The 18,366-nt window shown below is 53.3% G+C and carries 25 protein-coding genes and 1 tRNA gene; 20 read left to right on the forward strand and 6 right to left on the reverse strand.

Annotated features, from left to right (window positions below; all coding sequences use genetic code 11):
* Positions 1-2 precede the first annotated feature (2 nt).
* The 3 genes from xynR to argL all read right to left on the reverse strand — a co-directional run bounded on the left by xynR (position 3) and on the right by argL (position 2,016).
* Positions 3-761 carry a DNA-binding transcriptional repressor XynR gene (gene xynR, locus BFV64_RS02270; protein ID WP_069601651.1) on the reverse strand — a complete coding sequence of 253 codons (759 nt, stop codon included), beginning with the start codon at positions 759-761 and terminating at the stop codon, positions 3-5.
* Between the two features lie 185 nt (positions 762-946).
* Entirely contained in the window at positions 947-1,951 is a 1,005-nt protein-coding gene (argF, locus tag BFV64_RS02275) for an ornithine carbamoyltransferase (RefSeq protein ID WP_023331910.1), read from the reverse strand.
* The gene (argL, locus tag BFV64_RS25810) at positions 1,921-2,016 is read right to left on the reverse strand and encodes a putative translational regulatory protein ArgL (protein WP_213014371.1); all 96 of its coding nucleotides are present in this window, start codon (positions 2,014-2,016) and stop codon (positions 1,921-1,923) included. Before argL ends, argF begins: the two co-directional genes overlap by 31 nt.
* 99 nt (positions 2,017-2,115) lie before the next feature.
* Here argL and rraB point away from each other — a divergent pair, with 99 nt between their 5' ends.
* The 5 genes from rraB (at position 2,116) to BFV64_RS02300 (ending at position 5,799) form a co-directional block, all read left to right on the forward strand.
* Positions 2,116-2,541: a ribonuclease E inhibitor RraB gene (rraB, locus tag BFV64_RS02280; protein ID WP_029739283.1), complete on the forward strand. Its 426-nt coding sequence runs from the start codon at positions 2,116-2,118 to the stop codon at positions 2,539-2,541.
* A 46-nt stretch (positions 2,542-2,587) separates the two neighbouring features.
* Positions 2,588-3,346, forward strand: coding sequence for a tRNA isopentenyl-2-thiomethyl-A-37 hydroxylase MiaE (gene miaE, locus BFV64_RS02285; RefSeq protein WP_069601652.1), 759 nt, complete (start codon positions 2,588-2,590; stop codon positions 3,344-3,346).
* Between the two features lie 30 nt (positions 3,347-3,376).
* Complete coding sequence (locus tag BFV64_RS02290) at positions 3,377-4,099, forward strand: topoisomerase II (RefSeq protein WP_069601653.1); 723 nt, start codon at positions 3,377-3,379, stop codon at positions 4,097-4,099.
* A gap of 106 nt (positions 4,100-4,205) precedes the next feature.
* Positions 4,206-4,290: transfer RNA gene (locus BFV64_RS02295), tRNA-Leu, on the forward strand.
* 933 nt (positions 4,291-5,223) lie between these two features.
* Positions 5,224-5,799, forward strand: a complete 576-nt coding sequence (locus BFV64_RS02300) for a recombinase family protein (protein WP_069601654.1) — start codon at positions 5,224-5,226, stop codon at positions 5,797-5,799.
* Positions 5,800-6,888: 1,089 nt separating this feature from the next.
* On the opposite strand, the gene BFV64_RS02305 is transcribed toward BFV64_RS02300, so the two are convergent.
* Positions 6,889-7,586 (reverse strand): IS1-like element IS1B family transposase gene (locus tag BFV64_RS02305; protein ID WP_095033700.1). Its coding sequence is split into 2 segments (ribosomal slippage): positions 6,889-7,337 and positions 7,337-7,586, totalling 699 coding nucleotides; the frame shifts between segments, so codons are not numbered across the junction.
* Between the two features lie 492 nt (positions 7,587-8,078).
* Between BFV64_RS02305 and BFV64_RS02310 the strand changes: the two genes are divergently transcribed.
* The 15 genes from BFV64_RS02310 (at position 8,079) to BFV64_RS23945 (ending at position 16,254) form a co-directional block, all read left to right on the forward strand.
* Positions 8,079-8,381, forward strand: a complete 303-nt coding sequence (locus BFV64_RS02310) for a hypothetical protein (RefSeq protein ID WP_032174593.1) — start codon at positions 8,079-8,081, stop codon at positions 8,379-8,381.
* Between the two features lie 23 nt (positions 8,382-8,404).
* The gene (locus tag BFV64_RS02315) at positions 8,405-10,249 is read left to right on the forward strand and encodes a DEAD/DEAH box helicase (RefSeq protein ID WP_069601655.1); all 1,845 of its coding nucleotides are present in this window, start codon (positions 8,405-8,407) and stop codon (positions 10,247-10,249) included.
* 44 nt (positions 10,250-10,293) lie between these two features.
* Complete coding sequence (locus BFV64_RS02320) at positions 10,294-10,725, forward strand: hypothetical protein (protein WP_069601656.1); 432 nt, start codon at positions 10,294-10,296, stop codon at positions 10,723-10,725.
* Positions 10,722-10,928 (forward strand): hypothetical protein, encoded by a 207-nt coding sequence (locus tag BFV64_RS02325; RefSeq protein WP_069601657.1) that lies wholly within the window; start codon positions 10,722-10,724, stop codon positions 10,926-10,928. Before BFV64_RS02320 ends, BFV64_RS02325 begins: the two co-directional genes overlap by 4 nt.
* Positions 10,928-11,119, forward strand: a complete 192-nt coding sequence (locus tag BFV64_RS02330; protein ID WP_069601658.1) for a hypothetical protein — start codon at positions 10,928-10,930, stop codon at positions 11,117-11,119. Before BFV64_RS02325 ends, BFV64_RS02330 begins: the two co-directional genes overlap by 1 nt.
* Positions 11,103-11,684, forward strand: coding sequence for a hypothetical protein (locus BFV64_RS02335; protein ID WP_069601659.1), 582 nt, complete (start codon positions 11,103-11,105; stop codon positions 11,682-11,684). Before BFV64_RS02330 ends, BFV64_RS02335 begins: the two co-directional genes overlap by 17 nt.
* On the forward strand, positions 11,684-11,917 hold the full coding sequence (locus tag BFV64_RS02340; protein ID WP_069602462.1) for a hypothetical protein: 234 nt from the start codon (positions 11,684-11,686) through the stop codon (positions 11,915-11,917). The genes BFV64_RS02335 and BFV64_RS02340 overlap by 1 nt, the downstream gene beginning before the upstream one ends.
* Positions 11,918-11,931: 14 nt before the next feature.
* A complete protein-coding gene (locus BFV64_RS02345) occupies positions 11,932-12,171 on the forward strand; it encodes a hypothetical protein (RefSeq protein WP_000103969.1) in 240 nt (79 codons plus the stop codon).
* 2 nt (positions 12,172-12,173) lie between these two features.
* Positions 12,174-12,854: a hypothetical protein gene (locus BFV64_RS02350; RefSeq protein WP_069601660.1), complete on the forward strand. Its 681-nt coding sequence runs from the start codon at positions 12,174-12,176 to the stop codon at positions 12,852-12,854.
* 139 nt (positions 12,855-12,993) lie between these two features.
* Entirely contained in the window at positions 12,994-13,407 is a 414-nt protein-coding gene (locus BFV64_RS02355) for a hypothetical protein (RefSeq protein WP_069601661.1), read from the forward strand.
* A gap of 197 nt (positions 13,408-13,604) precedes the next feature.
* The gene (locus BFV64_RS02360; protein ID WP_048241710.1) at positions 13,605-14,600 is read left to right on the forward strand and encodes a capsid protein; all 996 of its coding nucleotides are present in this window, start codon (positions 13,605-13,607) and stop codon (positions 14,598-14,600) included.
* 16 nt (positions 14,601-14,616) lie between these two features.
* Positions 14,617-15,126: an HNH endonuclease signature motif containing protein gene (locus BFV64_RS02365; RefSeq protein ID WP_048241709.1), complete on the forward strand. Its 510-nt coding sequence runs from the start codon at positions 14,617-14,619 to the stop codon at positions 15,124-15,126.
* Positions 15,127-15,144: 18 nt separating this feature from the next.
* Positions 15,145-15,570, forward strand: a complete 426-nt coding sequence (locus BFV64_RS02370; RefSeq protein ID WP_065101986.1) for a hypothetical protein — start codon at positions 15,145-15,147, stop codon at positions 15,568-15,570.
* A complete protein-coding gene (locus BFV64_RS02375; RefSeq protein WP_069601662.1) occupies positions 15,554-15,853 on the forward strand; it encodes a hypothetical protein in 300 nt (99 codons plus the stop codon). The genes BFV64_RS02370 and BFV64_RS02375 overlap by 17 nt, the downstream gene beginning before the upstream one ends.
* Entirely contained in the window at positions 15,826-16,254 is a 429-nt protein-coding gene (locus BFV64_RS23945) for an endonuclease domain-containing protein (protein ID WP_071978047.1), read from the forward strand. The genes BFV64_RS02375 and BFV64_RS23945 overlap by 28 nt, the downstream gene beginning before the upstream one ends.
* A gap of 42 nt (positions 16,255-16,296) precedes the next feature.
* On the opposite strand, the gene dcm is transcribed toward BFV64_RS23945, so the two are convergent.
* Positions 16,297-17,529 carry a DNA (cytosine-5-)-methyltransferase gene (gene dcm / locus BFV64_RS02380; RefSeq protein WP_032994197.1) on the reverse strand — a complete coding sequence of 411 codons (1,233 nt, stop codon included), beginning with the start codon at positions 17,527-17,529 and terminating at the stop codon, positions 16,297-16,299.
* A gap of 80 nt (positions 17,530-17,609) precedes the next feature.
* Complete coding sequence (locus tag BFV64_RS02385) at positions 17,610-18,329, reverse strand: Eco47II family restriction endonuclease (protein ID WP_058685589.1); 720 nt, start codon at positions 18,327-18,329, stop codon at positions 17,610-17,612.
* Between the last annotated feature and the right edge of the window lie 37 nt (positions 18,330-18,366).

An 18,366-nucleotide genomic window follows, 5' to 3' on the forward strand; every position in this document is an offset into this window, starting at 1 on the left:
GCTCAGGCCGGGTAGCCCAGCGCGCGTGAGAGCTGGAGCCCGGCCTGCTGAAGCTGCTCGCGGAAATTAGCCAGCTCGGCGTCGTCCACGCGCGAGGTCAGCGTCGACAGGCTCAGGGCGGCAATCACGCGTGACTCGTGGTTCCACACCGGCACCGCCACGCAGCGCACGCCCTGCTCGTTCTCTTCGCTGTCCAGGGCGTAGCCTTGTTCGCGGGTTTTTTTCAGCGCATCCACCAACGCTTCGCGGGTGGCAAGAGTGGAAGGGGTAAAGGTAGTGTACTGATAGCCCTCCAGCAGGGCGTTCAGCTCGGCCTCGCTCAGCCAGGCAATCAACACCTTGCCGATGGCGGTGGCATGAACCGGCAGGCGACGGCCAATGCGCGAATAGGCGATGGCGGCCAGCTTGCCTTCAATCTTCTCGATATAGACCCCTTCACGCCCGTCCAGGATCCCCAGATGGGTGGTCTGCCCGGTCCGCCGGGATAGATCCGTCAGCCAGCCTTTTGCCTTCTGACGAATATCCATTGAGCCCACGACGAAATGGCCGCGCTCGACCAGCTTCATGCCGAGGCGATATTTACCATTCTCTGGGTTCTGATCGATATAGCCGTGAAGCTGCAGGGTTTTCAGCAGCGAATGGAGGGTACTCTTGCTCAGCCCCATCAGTTTGCTGATGTCGGTGATCTTAAGCTCGGTGGCCTGTTCGTTGAACAGGTCGAGGATCTGCAACGCACGTTCAACAGACTGAATAATCGGCATAATGCTGGCATGTCCACGCTGGAATTAAGGCGAAAACGTACCTTTTTTGGGGTGAAAAATCAATTGAGCAGGCCTGGTTTTCCCGGCGGCGCTTCGCTTGCACGGGCCAACGGGTTTTGTAGGCCGGGTAAGCGCAGCGTCACCCGGCAAGAAGAGCGCACCGAATCAATAACGTGGAGAGAGGATCACTCCCCAAGCGTCGCCACCATCACCGCCTTAATCGTATGCATCCGGTTTTCCGCCTGGTCGAACACGATGCTCGCCGCCGACTCAAACACCTCGTCCGTCACCTCCATCCCGCCGTGCAGATCAAACTCTTTCGCCATCTGCTTGCCGAGCGTAGTCTGGTCGTCATGGAACGCCGGCAGACAGTGCAGGAACTTGACGTTCGGGTTGCCGGTCAGCGCCATCATCTGCGCGTTCACCTGATACCCACGCAGCAGCGCAATCCGCTCCGCCCACTTCTCTTTGGCTTCGCCCATCGACACCCACACGTCGGTATAGATAAAGTCCGCGCCCTTCACGCCGGCCGCCACGTCTTCCGTCAGGGTGATTTTGCCGCCGTGCTTCTCTGCCAGCGCGCTGCACTCCGCTACCAGGCTCTCTTCCGGCCAGCAGGCTTTCGGGGCCACCAGACGTAGATCCAGCCCGGTCAGCGCCGCCGCTTCCAGCATCGAGTTGCCCATGTTGTTGCGCGCATCGCCCGCGTAGACCAGCGTCATCTCGTTAAACGCTTTGCCCGGCAGGTGCTCCTGCATGGTCAGCAGGTCCGCCAGCAGTTGCGTCGGGTGAAACTCGTTGGTCAGGCCGTTCCACACCGGCACGCCCGCATATTGTGCCAGCGTTTCGACCACGTCCTGGCCGTGGCCGCGATACTGAATGCCGTCGTACATCCGCCCGAGCACCCGTGCGGTATCCTTAATTGACTCTTTATGCCCAATCTGGCTGCCGCTCGGCCCTAAATAAGTGACGCGTGCGCCCTGGTCAAATGCGGCAACTTCGAAAGAGCATCGTGTACGGGTCGAGTCTTTTTCGAAGATGAGCGCGATGTTTTTACCGGTAAGCTTTTGTACTTCCTTGCCCTTTTTTTTATCGGCTTTGAGCTGTGCGGCAAGAGTCAGCAGAGAAGTGAACTGTGCAGGGGTAAAGTCGAGCAATTTCAGAAAGTGTTTCTTGTACAAATCGGACATTTTATCCTCGCCTGGCGAACGCCACTTATTGAATTAAAATTCACTTTATATGTGTAATTATTCATTTGCAACCCCGTTTCACAATTCTTTCTTACAAAGGTGGAGGCAAACCCGTCCGTGTGTGAAAATAGAAGTATCTGCCGCACTTTAAAGAGGATTGAGCCATGGCAAACCCGGAACACCTGGAAGAGCAACGCGAAGAGACGCGTCTGATTATTGAAGAGCTGCTGGAAGACGGTAGCGATCCGGACGCGCTGTACACCATCGAGCACCATTTCTCTGCGGATGATTTCGACGCGCTGGAAAAACTGGCCGTGGAAGCCTTCAAGCTGGGTTACGAAGTGACCGAGCCGGAAGAGCTGGAAGTGGAAGAGGGCGACACCGTCATCTGCTGCGACATCCTGAGCGAAGGCGCGCTGAAGGCAGAGCTGATCGACGCGCAGGTAGAACAGCTGATGAACCTGGCCGAGAAGTTTGAGGTGGAGTACGACGGCTGGGGAACCTACTTCGAAGATCCGAACGGTGAAGACGGCGAAGAAGGCGACGACGAAGATTACGTCGACGAAGACGACGACGGCGTGCGTCACTAAGCGTTTCAGGCGGTGGCCCTCGCCACCGCTTTTTCAAGGCAGAACCATGGATTACACGCAGATACTCGCCCCCGTACTCAACTTTCTCCAGTGCCCGACCCCGCAAGCATGGATTGATAAAGCCCGCGACCCGGCGAACCTGCCGCTGCTGCTCACCGACCACATGGTGTGCGAGCTCAAGGCCGCCCAGACCGCGCTATTACTGGTTCGTAAATACGTCGCCGACGAAAGCGGTGCCGACGCGCTGCTCGACTGGCTCAAACCCTACGAACTGTTCACCTTCCGCGACGGCCCGGAGCCGGACTTTATTGCCCTGCACAAGCAGATTGGCAAAAGCGTGATGCCCAAAACCGACGACCCGTGGGGCCAGGCGCTCATCGACAGCATGGTGCTGCTGATTAAAGAGGAGCTCCACCACTTCTGGCAGGTGCGGGAGGCGATGCTGGCCCGCGACATTCCGTACGTCAAAATCACCGCCAGCCGCTACGCCAAAGGGATGCTTAAAGAAGTGCGCACCCACGAACCGCTGACGCTGATCGACAAGCTCATCTGCGGCGCCTACATCGAAGCCCGCTCCTGCGAACGCTTCGCCGCGCTGGCCCCGTTCCTCGAGGACGACCTGCAAAAGTTTTATCTCTCGCTGCTGCGCTCGGAAGCGCGCCACTATCAGGACTACCTGACGCTGGCCCAACAGGTGAGCGACGACGATATCTCACCGCGCATACAGCATTTTGGCGAAATTGAAGCCACACTTATCTCGACACCGGACCACGAGTTTCGCTTCCACAGCGGCGTGCCGGTGTAAACCGGCATAACGCAAGGATAAGGATGCGAGATGAATAAAACGTGGACCCGTATTGTGATTGTCGTCGTCGCGGCCGCCGCCGTGGCGTTCTGGGTGTTCTTCGACAGGCAGCGCGCGCCGGAACAGCAGATGGATGCTGCCCTTAACGCGATGCCCGCCTGGCAGGTTATTAAGGAGCAGGAGCCTGCGCTGCATCAGCGTATCCTCGACCAGATGGCCGCCCTGCAAAAAGCGGGCGAGCCGGAGCAGCAGATTATCGACACCATCCAGCCGCAGATCCTGCATCTGCAGATGTCGCGCCTGCAAAACGCCCCGGACGCCAACGTGGTGAACTACATGACCATCAACATGGAGCAGACCGCCGCCATTCAGAAGGTGAGCGACGACGCCTGCTTCCGCTTCCTCTACCCGATGGTGAAGGGCGGCGTGAACCCAATGCGCATGCTGGATAAAGACCTGATGGCGCGGCGCATGCAGGCCGACGCCGACATGATGCGCGCGGCCTACGGCAAAAAACGCCACACCGTGACACCGGCTGAACGCGAGGCGGCTGTCGAAGATGTGCGGCCGATTATGAAGGCGCTTGCCGATAAGTACGGCGAGGACATCCAGCTGCTGCAGATGCCGGAGAAGGCGGCGGGTAAAGAGAAGCTCTCCTGCGATATGGTGCAGGAGATGTGGGCGAAGGTGCTGGCGCTGCCGGAGCAGAAGGCGGCAGGGGTGATTCGGTTGGCGGTGTCAGAGCTGGAGTGACGAAGGGCGCTGGTTTTTTGGGCACTTAGCGCGGGTTTCGCGCATCGTCGCTTGCATGGCGGCGCGCGACAGGTATAATCCACAACGTTTCCGCATCCCCTTCAGTGCCGAAGTGGCGAAATCGGTAGACGCAGTTGATTCAAAATCAACCGTAGAAATACGTGCCGGTTCGAGTCCGGCCTTCGGCACCAAGTCACTAAATTCCTTACAATACAGCTAGTTAGACAATAAAATCTATCTTTTTTGCCTGTAAGAAATGCTCTGTTATGTCCCTTGAAAAAGCCGCTGTGGTTGATAGTGGTAATTGGGATGTTAACTCATAGCGGCGTGTAGTTCCAAGCGTCAAACACGTACTGACTCAACTTGAAAGCTATGACGTAGCCACCGTCTCTAAACAATCCCAAAAACTTTTAGTGAAGCGCATTTTAGCCCGATGCCCCCGTTCTGTCGCCGTCGCGAGACGCCGCAGGGGATAAACAGGTTTATGGTGGTTACGGTACTTGCAGACCATATGCAAGCTCTGCCAGCGGTTCGGCCTCGCTCCCTTTGGGTACATGGTCATCCTGATAAGCCTCACTAACTGACATAACCCTGATGAAGTCGCCAGAGGCTCCGCTTGTTGTCTTACCACCAACGGGGCTAATGGTTGGTATTGCCAGATTACTTAGCAGAGGGGCATAAAGGCACTTCGGAGATCCCATCCCAAGCGGCTCTCAGGGACTTGTGCGCATGAAGTAATGCGGTTGTACTGGGTATGTGCGCACAACCCTCTACAAGCCGCATTCTACCGTTAGCCTATAGCTGAATCCCCGGCTTGAAAAATTGCACGCTTATGGTTGCCCCTCCCTCAACTCTATAGCTCGCCCGCGCCCCCGTGCGCATGTGCGTGCCCGCGCGTCAGGGGTCGCTGAGAAAACCCTAAGATTTTGCTCATCCGAGGCAACCGTTGCAGGCGCGTGTTGCCGAGGGCACACTGCCAGCGTTTGATGGCGTCATCAATCGTTCGATTCTTGCTACCTGCCTGAGTGATTACTATCTGGTGTCATCAATTTAGGGTTTGACTAAATGCTACCACTAATGCAATGATGCTACCGTTTTGTGATACCAGACGGGTGAGGTGAACCATGAGGACTTTTATCTACTGCCGCGTTTCAACACGCGAGCAGGATACGCAGAATCAGGTGCTGGCTATTGAGCGTGCCGGGTACACGGTGCCTGAGAGCAGGGTAATCAGCGAGGACATTTCCGGCAGCGTTCAGGCTATGCAGCGCCCTAAGTTTCGGGCGATGGTTGAGCACAAGCTGGAAGCGGGAGATCAGCTTGTCGTGTTGAAACTGGACAGGCTGGGGCGTGACAACATCGACGTACAGCAGACCATCGACATGCTGTTAGAACGTGGCGTGAAGGTGGTGTCTCTTGACCTGCCAGCGCACGACCTGACTACACCCGAAGGCACGTTAATCAGACACATGTTCGGAGCCTTTGCGGAGTTCGAGCGGAACCGTATCCGTGAGAGGACACTGGACGGGCTGGAGAAAGCGAAAGCCAATGGCGTTAAGCTGGGACGCAAGGAAGCCACCGACACCACTCAAAAGGTGCAGGAGCTGCGGAGTGAGGGGCTGTCTCAATCGAAGGTAGCGAAGCGTCTTAGCATTAGCGTGAGCACCGTTAAACGTCATTGGAACAAGGGCGAGGGATGATGGCCTACAGCCAAATGAGGTGTCAGCACTGGCCGTTACTGGGCTGTGGGTGATGGATGACCTACAGCTTTTGTATTGATATCAGATAGTTATGTTATGCGTGATGTCGTAATGCTATGATTTGTAACGTGTTTTCGTTTTACTCGCGGCTCTCGATGTGAAGAGGTGGCGGGGCTTTAGCCGTGCCAGACGATGAGCATCGAGATCAGATTGTGAAAGTGATTTATCACTGAACAATTCCCGGTTGGGGGCGGGGAAGGGATTCAACGCTAATTTATTCAAGATGCGGTTAGGTTGACTAAGATTTATACAGACTCATCATTATTAGGTTTACTTATCCAGATCAACTTTATTAAGTACCACTTATAATTCTTGAATAAATTATCTATGAAGGTTCTTATCTGGTGTCATCTCCTAGATGGCAAGTGCTGCGCCTCAGTGACGCCGCTTTGCCTAAACGCGGAGACGTTCCGCCGTCTCCACACCTCTCAACGGTGCAGTGCTTACGCCTGCTTGCACTCACCTGTTCGGCTCATTTATCAGTCGCCGCCTGCTGCTGTGCTTCTCTTTCGCTTTGCTCTATGCGATGCTCGGTACTCATCGCTTACCCGCTCGCCGTACTGGCTACAGGTCGGGAGTTATGTAGTGGGATGGTAATTTAAAGCGGTATTACTTAAACAGCTAATTGCTGAGATAGTAATGATTATTGAAATAGAAGAAAGGATTGAATTATTACATGGAGAATAAATAGAAAATACTAATCCAGATAAATATTAAATGTATTATTCATATTCAGCTAGGTAACTGTTCTAACTGTTATACAGCGTATCTTCGTTCGTAGCGCTCAATCACTCATCGTATTCGATGACAAGTCATCTCATACTCTTCGTTCTTCGCCGACTGGCTTACCGTTCGCTACGCTCACTGCCAGTCGCTCACTCCGATACAACTTCTTAAAACCATTATACAAATAGCTGTCAAGAAATTTAAAGCTGATAATTCCGATCAATTTTAATCTATTGATCTGTGAAAGTTATAGGTAATAAAGATAACCGTTTAACTGACTGCATTTATGGTAATGACTCCAACTTATTGATAGTGTTTTATGTTCAGATAATGCCCGATGACTTTGTCATGCAGCTCCACCGATTTTGAGAACGACAGCGACTTCCGTCCCAGCCGTGCCAGGTGCTGCCTCAGATTCAGGTTATGCCGCTCAATTCGCTGCGTATATCGCTTGCTGATTACGTGCAGCTTTCCCTTCAGGCGGGATTCATACAGCGGCCAGCCATCCGTCATCCATATCACCACGTCAAAGGGTGACAGCAGGCTCATAAGACGCCCCAGCGTCGCCATAGTGCGTTCACCGAATACGTGCGCAACAACCGTCTTCCGGAGCCTGTCATACGCGTAAAACAGCCAGCGCTGGCGCGATTTAGCCCCGACGTATCCCCACTGTTCGTCCATTTCCGCGCAGACGATGACGTCACTGCCCGGCTGTATGCGCGAGGTTACCGACTGCGGCCTGAGTTTTTTAAATGGCGGAAAATCGTGTTGAGGCCAACGCCCATAATGCGGGCGGTTGCCCGGCATCCAACGCCATTCATGGCCATATCAATGATTTTCTGGTGCGTACCGGGTTGAGAAGCGGTGTAAGTGAACTGCAGTTGCCATGTTTTACGGCAGTGAGAGCAGAGATAGCGCTGATGTCCGGCAGTGCTTTTGCCGTTACGCACCACCCCGTCAGTAGCTGAACAGGAGGGACAGCTGATAGAAACAGAAGCCACTGGAGCACCTCAAAAACACCATCATACACTAAATCAGTAAGTTGGCAGCATCACCTGCATTTATTAATAAATTTAAAAGTGTCTATATTGTAGGAAAGAGCTACGCCAAGAACCAATTTCACATCCCTAATACACCTACCTGAAATTGCCTGTCGCACCAGACGCCACAAGGGCTGTCCGGGGTATGCGTGGATGAAAGTGACTACAAAGGGAAGGCAAGCCCCGGATAGCATTCTTGACTTGAAAGCTACTATATTGGGAAGGCTACCGACCGATAAGGGTTACTAGTGTGGGAAGATGAGACCACAAGCCCGCCCTCGCGCTATCCCGCTGCATTGCCTGTTGCGCCTGAGTTAAATCCAAATCACTGGATGAAGATCACTACTAAAGAGGGACGGAACACCGACGCCGCCTCAACCGCCACCGCCACACTTCCGGCGCTTCCGTCCTGCGCCCCGTTCTAAACTCACCTTAATTTCTGGAGCTTACATCATGGTTGATTTACGCCACATGAATTCACGCCTGCAACTGGAGCTGGCAACTGCTGCCGCCGAAGCGTTAAGCACGATTAGCGCCACGCCGCAACAACTGGTCTGGAGTGAAACTGTTATCCCGCATTACGTGCGCTGCGCTGTCACGGACAAGACGGTACAGGGAGCATTCCACAAACGTCTGCGTGTGTATTACTACAATCCCGATGGTTCCGTTATGACCTTCCGCGCATGGCGAAAGCTGCACGGCGTGACCAAAAAGAGAGGTGTCCACCGCCGATACATCTGGCGGAAAGCTGCTTGATTATTTGACTGGAGATTTCAAACATGCCCACGAGATTGAACCGCCTGCTTGCGCTGGCCGCTGACGCCGAACCGCTGAACACTGCGCCTGCGGATGCTCAGCAACTGGTTGCGGATAAGATAGTTGTATCGCGTAACAAGCAATGTCCTGTAAAGCGTAAACCCATACAGGCTGCGTTTAATACGGAGTCACAAGAGTTTTACTTTAACGCTGACGATTCTGTTATGTCGTTCCGAGAATGGAAAGAGGCTAACGGAATCGGACGCAAGACACACGCCCGCCGCGCTGATGCAGGGTTGCGCCAGATTATCCAGCCGGGCGATGCAATCCACTGCCGCCGCGCTGAGCTGGTGATGTGGCTAAACAAAAAGCCTGCCCGGTACGCCGAGCCGCTGCCACCAGATTTCCCCGGTGTTCGCGTAGACGATGCCGCATTGAAACCGCGTGAGCACGCCATCCCGGAAGCGACCACGGGGCAAAACGCCTTTCTTAAAGCCTGTCGCGAGTTTCTGATTTGTGATGAGAAGACCATCCGCCGCATCAATCGTGGCATGAGCAAGCTGGAGGCGATGCGCCACGCTGACTTTGACACCCTCGGGGATAGCCCGGAGTTTCACCAGCTATGGGGCAGTGAGCTGAAATCCACTAAGGACAATTTCAACACGAAGAACCAACACTGTGACGTTGGCGGCGCTGACCTGCCGCCGTCCATCCCGCCGCTGGTTACAGCGCCGTACAGGTTCCGTGAGCTGGAGCAATGCGACCGCCCGGCGTTTGTGCCATTACCGCCGCCAGATGGTGGCGACTGGCGACCCGGCCAGCAGGACGTAGCCGCCGCTGTGTTTGCCCGTGACCGCGATATGCTGGCGGTGCTGCCGACTGGGTACGGCAAGACGGCTGCGTTCACCTATGCCCTTCAATTCGAGTCTGGTACTGGTGACGGTCTGACCGTTATTGTTGTGCCTACGAATACTATCAAGCAGCAGGTGCTACAGCAGTTAAGGGAGACTGGCGTTCACGCGGTGGCCTTTGGCGATAAGCTACCGAAGCGGCGTAATGCGCAGCAACTTGCGGGGCTGGCTGCTGGGGCGTTTCGGGTGGTTGTCGTTTCGCCTGAGCATCTGGTGCCGGGTAGTCAGGTGCTGGCGGCACTGATGGCCGCTGGTGTGGACAGATTTATCATCGACGAAGTTCACACCGTGGACGACTGGGAGTTCCGCGCCGCTTTCCCCGCGATGAAGCACACCTTGCAAAATGCCTTCCCTGATGCGCAGCGTTGCGCGTTTACCGCGACCCTGCGAAGAGGTGATGAGTTTGAGCTGATGAAAGAGCTGGGCTGTCGTGGCGAGTTCCTGACCTTCCGCGCCAGCGCTGCCAGAGAAAACATCCAGCTTGTTCCTGTTCGGCAATGTGAAGCGCAGCGCCGGGCTGCTGTTGGTCTGGTCGATGCCCTCCCGGTGGATGAAAAGACGCTGGTGATGGTGGACAGTATCAAAATGCTTTACGCGTACCTCGACGAGCTGGGAAGCCGCGCCCGGCCTTATCATTCCGACACCCGCCGTCTGAGCCGTGACCAGCGACACGCTAACGCTGAGTGGTTTGCCACTACGCCCGGTGCGGTTCTGATTGCTACTAAAGCCTTCGGGCTGGGGGCTGATATCCCTGACGTGCATAACGTAATCATCACTTATACCCCCGAAGACCTGCCCGATTTAGTGCAGATGGTTGGCCGTGCTGGACGCGACGGACAACCTGCCCGCGCGTTTCTGCTGTGGTCATCACTGGCGCTCGGTGCAGCACCTGATGAGCTGGCGGCGTTGTACCGCCCTGAAAACTGCAATTGGGGCTACATCTCCCGCTTCCTCTGAGCTGACCAGCTCGCCTGTTTAAATTCCCTTCTGGAGAAATCCTTATGCCTGATGAAACCGTGCTGCATCGCGCGGGGCGTTCTGACGCCCTGCTTAATGCCCAACTTGCGTTTGCCTTGAACGGCTATTCCTTTGATGGATTGGCCGAACGTCATATTCAGACCCTTAATCGTGAAGCCATCATGCGCCGGGCAAGCACGCCACTACAGCGATATTGCCTGCTCAATAACTGTGAGCCTTGGGAATGTATCGCTGCGGTATTGAACCGATTTCGACGCCGGGAGGATGGCTTTCGTATTTGGCCGACCTACCGCATGGCTCGCGAGATCTTTAATGGGACTGTTCACCCTGCCGACAAGACGCGCGACGAGATATTTCAATCCGTGCAGCGTCGCCTGTTTTTACCAAAGCCAGTACATGCCGAGGTCATTCAATACCTGCGTGCAATGGGACTAACTGGAGACAACCACCAATGACGAAATCTGAATTTGAAAATGAAACGTGGCGAATGAAAGGCTTGCTTCTTGGGGCGCTGATTCGCCGCCTTGAGGAAGACAAGGCTGGTGAGTCGCGCATGGCCGCAGCGGAGTTATCCAGTGCGGTCAACTTCCTTAAGGCCAATGCCGTAGAAGCGCCGGACACATCATTCAACAACGTGTTCCCGGAGGATGACGATTAATGAGTCCCGATGAATTTAGAGCATGGTTCGCCTCGCTGCCTGAAAAATTTCAGCGTCAGGCCAAAGCTATGTACGACAACGCCCGGCGCGGCGGTGGTGTCCACACCGCTTCCAGCCTCGCCTTGATTAAAAACCTTATAGAAGGTTCGATTAACTTTGAAGGAAAGTTCCCGAATGACAACCACCAATAACGCAACCCTGACCATCGCCGATATCCAGCGCATCAATAAGCTGAGCATTGTCGAGCACATGAACAACGAAGCGATTGCCGCCGCCACTGGCTTCGACCTGCGTGACATTGACCGCGTAGTCCGTGGCGTTTACGTAGACGACCTCGCCGACCAGTGGAAGCCAGACGAAGAAATCACGCTGGCCGACTACAACGCCATTCGTAAGCGCTGGAAACCGGGCAAACTGCACCGGGATACCGAGTACGCCATTGCACGCGATATGTTAATTCGTCCGGCCACTGTGCTGGCCATCGCGCATTCCCGATTCCAGAACGCGCACACACACCCGGCAGAGAAAACCGTGAAGGTGAAGCCAGCTAAGCAGAAAGCAGTGCGCAAGCTAGTGCCTGCGGACATTGACGAAATCCACAAGTTAGAGCGCTTTGGCTGGCCTGCCGCCGAGATCGCCGAAAAGCTGGGCGTCCCTGTTGAAGTCGTCGCGCATGTGCAACGCTGTCTGAGAAATCGTTGGTCGTACCCGGATACTCTGGAGTCTGTTAACTCCAAATTCAGCGAGGCTGAATGATGGCAGAGAACGAACCGCTGCACCCCGCCGTTAACCCTGATCTCTATGTGAATCTTGATGAACAACGCGAGGGATACGCGCCGATTGAATCACGGGGCTGGGGCGTGCTGACGCAGAACCTGACCGGGGAAGGGCGAACAGATCCCGGCCAAGCACCAAACCAGAATCCAAGGCAGCGACCGCGTGGCTCCGTTGGCGAGCGACGTTGGTTGCGTCGTCATGGCCTTATCTAACTGAGGATTATTTCATGAGCACCATCATTTTAATGGAGCCGCGCCGCGCGGCTGATTGCGGGCAACAACTGAAATTCATTGCCGAAGCCTTGAATCTTCGCCAAATCGATTTGGCTCATGTGTACCAGATCGACAGACAAGATCTCGGCAAAGCGTACCACGGACAGAAGATGATTCCTGCCCGATGCGTACACGCGCACATGCTTTTACTTGAACTGGCGCACCGCCGAGTTACATCACAAGAGGTTGCATAATTATGGCTGACAATCAAAACCCTTATCTCGCTGCTGGCGCTGATGCTGTACCGCAGCAATCGCCATACATGGCTGCACCTGTTGGAGCTGACAATGGGGCATCCCGCTTTAGCTCTGCGCCTGCTGATGCTGATTTCCTCCGTACCCAACCCGTTAACGGCAATGATGGCGGACAATGGAATAATGGCAATATCGCAAATCAGCAAGACCAGAACGCTAACAGCGCTGGGGCGCAAGTGGGCGACACGCTGCAATTACAGGATGGCACTATTGTTGAGTTGACTCCTGAACTTCATGGGCTGATGGGGCAGTTTCACCAGTCTGTCGAAAGCCAGCTAGGGCAGGGGACAGTTGACGCCATGTTGCAGTACGCTGGCACACTCGACGCCGGGACGCAATCAACCCTTGAACGGATGGTCATGTCTGGCGACCCCGCGCAGATGTCGCGTGCGGTTCAGTATCTGCAAGAGCGTATGGCTGGCGGTTCCATTACCGGTTACGTCCCAAACGGCCAGTCTACCGCGCAACCTGTCGGAATGTCTCATGCTGAGTTTATAGCAGCGTATGACCAACTTACGCAGTGGGCGCAGCAATCAGGTTATGGCCCCGGCCATCGCCAGTACGATGAACAATACCGCGCTCTGGTTGCGCAGCGCTCCGCTGGCAAACGTGCTGGTCGCTAACGCCCAACGGTGGAATGCGCCCTGCAAGACTGAGTGCGCACCAACCCGGTACTACCACACCAATCTATGCGCATGAGTCCCCGCAAGCCGCATTCTGCGCGGCATCTGAAAGCCTATTTTTAATTAACCGAGGTTCGTAATGAGCACCTGTAATTTCCATGCCGTGGAGCGTGTCGCTGACGTGCGCCCGGATTTCGCCTTGCCGCTGGGTAGATGCGACCACATTTACCCTGAGCGTGTGCAGCACGCTTTTAACCCAGACGAAGCGGTTTATATCGTTGCCCGTTCTGCCACATCCGGCACCCGCACATCTGGCGTTAGCCGTGGGCTTTCCCCTGTACTACCGCCGAAGATGGCCGAGCGGATGCGCGAACGTGAACGGCACGAGAAGAATCGAGCCAGACCCCGCAAGGTGATCACTGAGGCGATACGCGCTGACATTATCGATCGCTCTGCAAAAGGCCAGAAGAATCGTTACATCGCAAGCAAGGTTGGCGTGTCTGAAACCTCTGTGCGGAAGGTGTTGAACATGGCGCGTATGAGTGCGCACTAATGCAAGGTAATACGTTCGCCTTACTTCACGCGCACTAACCCCTGAGAACCGCGCCAGCTCTGGCCTCAAAACGCCCATTTCGGGGCACCTCATCCCTTTAATCGATACCGTTCTGAATCCTGCCTCGGCGGGAGGATTACGCACGTCTGTGCCATGACGATGGCGCGGGCTTCATCAACCTACGTAGGAGTTTTGTTATGGCTGATACTTCGTACAGTCCCGATCTGTTTCGCCCACATTATGGCGGGGTGGAATCCGACAATGATATTCACATCGAGGCTTATGACCGGGATGTCCAGACCCGTTTAGAGTCCAAATCCGTATTTCTGGCCGAGGGGCTGTCTACATACAGGCCGCTGAAAGGCAGCAACCAATACCGCATTGATCGCCTGAGTGGTGATCTTGAGGTGAAGGGCAGAACCGCAGGGCAATCGCTGGAGCCTACCGCCGTTAAGTCGGACAAGCTGATCATCTCTGTGGATACTCTGAGCTATATCCGCATCCCGATTGATTATCAAGATGACTGGACTGCACCCACCTTTCGCGCCGAGCTGAGCCGCAACATGGGGACAGCCCATGCGAAGTTTTACGACGAAGCGCACACCATCCAGTTAATCAAAGCGACTGACTTTGTACCGCCGCCGACACTGCAACCAACGTTTAACCCGCTTACGGATAACGTTGTCTCGCTCGACCTGACAACGGGGAGCGAAGAGGATGCGGCTAACGAACTGGTTCACGCTATCAAAGCTGCTGTTAATCGGTTCCTTACCGAGAAAGATATTCCGGTGGCTGAGCTGGTGCTTCTCATCGACCCGGCTTGGTTCAGCATTCTGATGGAACATAAGAAGCTGATGAACGTCCGTTACAGCCGGGATAGTGGCAACGATTACGCATGGCGTCGTGTTGGCTATGTCGCTGGGGTGCGAGTTATCGAGCTGAATAGTTACCCGCAGGAAGCCATTACCGGGCATGAACTGGGCGCTGATTATGACGTTACCGCAGAGGAAGCGATGACGAGAGCGACGCTGTTTAAACCTTCCTCTGTGCTGCTGACGGTCGAAGCGCAGAGCGTCATCAATCGTCAGTGGGATGATGAGCGCGAAATGACGATGGTGATGGACTCATATCGTCTGTTCAATGTTGGGCTGCGCCGCCCGGACTGCGTTATCAATTTCCGACAAGCTGTGTAACTGGAGGGGCTGAGTCATGGTTAATGATGCTTACGCCCCTGAGTTATTGCGATCCCTTTTCCTGTATGACCCGGTGACAGGTCGCCTGCACCATATAGCTAACCGACGCCGGGTTAAGGCTGGCTCCTATGCTGACTCCACCCGGCGAGCTGATGGTTATCGTCAAGTTGCCCTGCGACTTGATGGCAAGCAGTACCAGCTAAAAGCCCATCGCGTGGCGTGGATTCTTGCGCATGGCGCTATTCCTGATGGTCTGCAAGTTGACCACATCAACGGTATCCGTGACGACAACCGCCTATGCAATCTGCGCTTGGTTACGCAGCGGGAAAACGACCAGAACCGACGCAAGGCAAGGGGGTATAGCTGGAATAAGGGCTGTAGCAAATGGGAGGCTTACATTCGCGTTAATGGTGTACGCCATCACCTTGGCTTATTTACTACCGAAGCGGCGGCGCGTGATGCCTATCTAAAAGCTAAAGCCAGATACCATCCCTCAACGCCAGCCGATTTGTTGCAGGCTGCCTAATCCTCGGAGGTTCCATATATGGCTGATGAAAAGCCGATTAGAGCGCTGGCAGATGATGACCCACGCCGCCAGCGGTACGCTGAACTGTTGGCGCAGGCTGGCCGCATGACTATTCCCCGACTGCATCCGGGCGATGCTAATAGTGTTATGAGCCAGCTTGCGACGATGCTCGGCGCACCAGTCCCGATAGTCGGTGCTATGACTGAGCACGCCGCTGCATGGCGTGCCTGTATGCTGGAGCAAGGGCTTGGCGATCTTCTGGATGGCTTGAGTAAACAGGTGCTGACCATCTTCTTTCTGCTCTGCTGGAGAGACAGCGCCTTGCGATTGGCGGGTAAGCAAAAGGAACGGCTTACAGCGGCCAGCGAGGGTTTGACCATTGAGCAATACCGGGCAATGCACCCGGCTTACAGAGAGAATAAAGAAGATGATAACCACGATTAAATTAAGGTGGCGGTACATCGAGCCGCCGCCAATGAATGGCGCACTCGCTGACCTGAAACAGTGGGTAATGGATACCGGAGAGCCTGAGCTGGAAGCTGAATTTCGTAAGCTGCTGGGGCTAATGCGCCGCAACGGTATCAGTGACGAACGCGTTAATGCGATGGCTGATGAGCTTTATGTTCTGGTTTACCAACGCCAGTGCGAAGAATACGAAGCCTGCAAGCGGGCTGCCTCTGACAATGGAGACTTTGAATCATGGTTACACGGACAGACCAACTACTAAGAAAAGCGATGCGGAGCTATCTGGAACACCTCGGCAATATGCCGCTGGCGGAACGGATTACAAATGCTGCTGCATTCGAAGATGTGTATCGCTTCCTATTGAATGGTTCCGGGCGGCTGGAGTTGCGCCGCGCTGATGTGGCCGCTGTCCGTGTCTTCCTGTGGAATTATCAATACCGACGCTGTGCGGTGACAGGTAAGCCGCTGCGCCTTGCGTCTGCCGTGCTGGATCACTGCCACCGAACCGGGCGCGTGCGTGCTGTGGTGCATCGCTCTGCTAACGCTGCTGAGGGTGGGCGATATGTTGGGCGTACTTGTGGCGTGAATATTATAAATTTGAAAGCTATGTTGGATATCTATCGTAAGAATTATTTAGGAATAAATCTTACGTATCCAACATAGAGTAAGAATAAAAGGGTAGGCCATGAAACCTACCCTGTATGGTTATCTTTTATTTATTTTTTCTAAAAGATGTACAACTGATTTGCCAACGGCAAATGACAGATTAACAGGAACCGCATTCCCTATTTGTTTATATTTCGCTGACATTGGGCCTTCAAATACCCAGTCATCGGGGAAGGTCTGTATTCTTGCGTACTCACGCACTGTTAATGGTCGTGTTTCTTCCGGGTGGCAACGCTCTGTTTGTTTCTGGGCTGGGGCACATGTTAAAGTTAGGCTTGGCTCATCCCACGATAAGCGACGAGCCATACCAGTTTTGCCACCGCCTAAGTAAAAACTCTTGAGCATGTATTCTTTTTGAATATCCTCTGGAAGATCTCTCCAGTAGCCACCAGGAGGAACCATGCTTAGAATCTCGGCTTTTCTTTTAGGATACTTTTGTCCCTCTGACTCTGGTACGTCGCTATCGTACAGCTCTCCCTTTTTTAAAGCATCTTTAAGTGTTAATATTTTATTGTAAGAAGAAGGCCATTCATAATCGATGCCATTAGCAAGATCATTCCTTACAGCCACTATAATCAAACGCTCGCGTTTTTGTGGTACTTTGTAGAAAATAGCCTTAAGTACCCTTGGCTCAAATAAAGTGTAGCCCAAGTCAGTGATAATACTTTTTATTGTATCTAAAGTCCGCCCATCATCATGATTAAGCAATCCTCGTACGTTCTCGGCTAAAAGAACCTTCGGATTAATTTCTTTAACTGCTCTGGCAAACTCAAAGAAAAGGGTACCTCGTGTATCTTCAAAGCCAAGTTTTTTGCCAGCATAAGAGAATGCTTGGCAAGGGAAACCGCCAGCCAGTACGTCAACGGTATTCCTATAAGGGGTGAAGTCAACTTTGCTCACATCGCCTTCAACCACATTCCATTCAGGTCTATTTTTTCGTAACGTCTTACAAGCATGGGAATCAATTTCATTTAGTAAAACAGATTTCAAACCTGCTTTTTCCAAACCTAAAGCCATACCCCCTGCGCCAGCAAATAATTCTAATACAGTATAAATGTTATTACAGGTTTTAGACTCGTCAGACCACTGGCTTTTGAATAAAAACTGAGCCTGTTCAAAATGTTTAAGTTGATCTTTTCTATAAAAACGATAGTTGTTCTCGTCATTTCGTTGAGAAACTAATTTTCCAGCAGTGTCCCAACGCCTTAAAGTTTCTTTTGACACACCCAAAATGTCTGCAACTTCTGAAAGTGAAAACTCTTCCTTTAACATACTTAGTAACCATGCCAACATTAGTCATGGTTACTACTGTATGGGTTTACATGGGCGTTGTCAAACATTGATCATGGTTATCAGCCGTAAGCGAGACCAAAATACTTAATAAAGCTATCTTTATCAGGGATGGAGAAGCCTTTCTGTCCGAGACGCTCGTTCAAAACATACTCAATTGCGTGAGGAAGAGCACTATAAAGTTCTTGCAGAGCATCCGGTCTGCCCGTGACAAGCTCATAGAAGCTCGCGCCATCAATGATTCGGATGTTAGGATTCGAAAGGCACAGAGTACCGCTGCCTTTATCAGAGGGGGTAAAAGGGATATCAAACCTAACAGGCTTGCGAGGGATTATATTAACAAAGTAAGCGCAGTAATCCTTAAATCGGCTATATTTAGGTGATACCAGTTCATCTAAACCTTTATACTTATCAGCTAAGTCCCCGCCAGTAACCGTTGAGTATTTATTCTTCACCTCTGCAATGATTTTTCTCTCTTCGTTGAGGAGATCAACGATACCCCCGATTCCCATGTCCTGCCATCCATCAACATGGCCGAGGATTTTTTGGTGAAACGTACCAACATGATTCTGAATGGTCTTCTGACGTTGCCGTGCAAGTTCGGAGTTTCGCCACTCTTCATGGGATGAGAAACCCGGAGCTTCAAAAAGCGCACCAAAAGGGTCAATCACATTGCTGTTAAAAGTCTTCTCAGCGGCGTCTTTTTTCTTTTTAGCTTTAATTAATAAGGTTTCAACTTCGTTAAAAAGGTCTTCATCACTGATATATTCAAGTAATGCCATGGCTTTCTCTCCATCATTCTTTATAATTCAATGACTT

Source organism: Enterobacter kobei (genome assembly GCF_001729765.1).
Taxonomy (GTDB): Bacteria; Pseudomonadota; Gammaproteobacteria; order Enterobacterales; family Enterobacteriaceae; genus Enterobacter; species Enterobacter kobei.

Excerpts from the sequence above, each read along its gene's own strand:
- BFV64_RS02335 (WP_069601659.1), top strand. The coding sequence starts at position 11,103 with ATGACAACCACCAATAACGCAACCCTGACCATCGCCGATATCCAGCGC.
- BFV64_RS02375 (WP_069601662.1), top strand. The coding sequence starts at position 15,554 with ATGATAACCACGATTAAATTAAGGTGGCGGTACATCGAGCCGCCGCCA.
- BFV64_RS02325 (WP_069601657.1), top strand. The coding sequence starts at position 10,722 with ATGACGAAATCTGAATTTGAAAATGAAACGTGGCGAATGAAAGGCTTG.
- BFV64_RS02300 (WP_069601654.1), top strand. The coding sequence starts at position 5,224 with ATGAGGACTTTTATCTACTGCCGCGTTTCAACACGCGAGCAGGATACG.
- BFV64_RS02320 (WP_069601656.1), top strand. The coding sequence starts at position 10,294 with ATGCCTGATGAAACCGTGCTGCATCGCGCGGGGCGTTCTGACGCCCTG.
- BFV64_RS02385 (WP_058685589.1), bottom strand. The coding sequence starts at position 18,329 with ATGGCATTACTTGAATATATCAGTGATGAAGACCTTTTTAACGAAGTT.
- BFV64_RS02345 (WP_000103969.1), top strand. The coding sequence starts at position 11,932 with ATGAGCACCATCATTTTAATGGAGCCGCGCCGCGCGGCTGATTGCGGG.
- dcm (WP_032994197.1), bottom strand. The coding sequence starts at position 17,529 with ATGTTAAAGGAAGAGTTTTCACTTTCAGAAGTTGCAGACATTTTGGGT.
- BFV64_RS23945 (WP_071978047.1), top strand. The coding sequence starts at position 15,826 with ATGGTTACACGGACAGACCAACTACTAAGAAAAGCGATGCGGAGCTAT.
- BFV64_RS02365 (WP_048241709.1), top strand. The coding sequence starts at position 14,617 with ATGGTTAATGATGCTTACGCCCCTGAGTTATTGCGATCCCTTTTCCTG.
- argF (WP_023331910.1), bottom strand. The coding sequence starts at position 1,951 with ATGTCCGATTTGTACAAGAAACACTTTCTGAAATTGCTCGACTTTACC.
- rraB (WP_029739283.1), top strand. The coding sequence starts at position 2,116 with ATGGCAAACCCGGAACACCTGGAAGAGCAACGCGAAGAGACGCGTCTG.
- BFV64_RS02355 (WP_069601661.1), top strand. The coding sequence starts at position 12,994 with ATGAGCACCTGTAATTTCCATGCCGTGGAGCGTGTCGCTGACGTGCGC.
- argL (WP_213014371.1), bottom strand. The coding sequence starts at position 2,016 with ATGAATAATTACACATATAAAGTGAATTTTAATTCAATAAGTGGCGTT.
- miaE (WP_069601652.1), top strand. The coding sequence starts at position 2,588 with ATGGATTACACGCAGATACTCGCCCCCGTACTCAACTTTCTCCAGTGC.
- BFV64_RS02360 (WP_048241710.1), top strand. The coding sequence starts at position 13,605 with ATGGCTGATACTTCGTACAGTCCCGATCTGTTTCGCCCACATTATGGC.
- xynR (WP_069601651.1), bottom strand. The coding sequence starts at position 761 with ATGCCGATTATTCAGTCTGTTGAACGTGCGTTGCAGATCCTCGACCTG.
- BFV64_RS02340 (WP_069602462.1), top strand. The coding sequence starts at position 11,684 with ATGGCAGAGAACGAACCGCTGCACCCCGCCGTTAACCCTGATCTCTAT.
- BFV64_RS02310 (WP_032174593.1), top strand. The coding sequence starts at position 8,079 with ATGGTTGATTTACGCCACATGAATTCACGCCTGCAACTGGAGCTGGCA.
- BFV64_RS02290 (WP_069601653.1), top strand. The coding sequence starts at position 3,377 with ATGAATAAAACGTGGACCCGTATTGTGATTGTCGTCGTCGCGGCCGCC.
- BFV64_RS02370 (WP_065101986.1), top strand. The coding sequence starts at position 15,145 with ATGGCTGATGAAAAGCCGATTAGAGCGCTGGCAGATGATGACCCACGC.
- BFV64_RS02350 (WP_069601660.1), top strand. The coding sequence starts at position 12,174 with ATGGCTGACAATCAAAACCCTTATCTCGCTGCTGGCGCTGATGCTGTA.
- BFV64_RS02315 (WP_069601655.1), top strand. The coding sequence starts at position 8,405 with ATGCCCACGAGATTGAACCGCCTGCTTGCGCTGGCCGCTGACGCCGAA.
- BFV64_RS02330 (WP_069601658.1), top strand. The coding sequence starts at position 10,928 with ATGAGTCCCGATGAATTTAGAGCATGGTTCGCCTCGCTGCCTGAAAAA.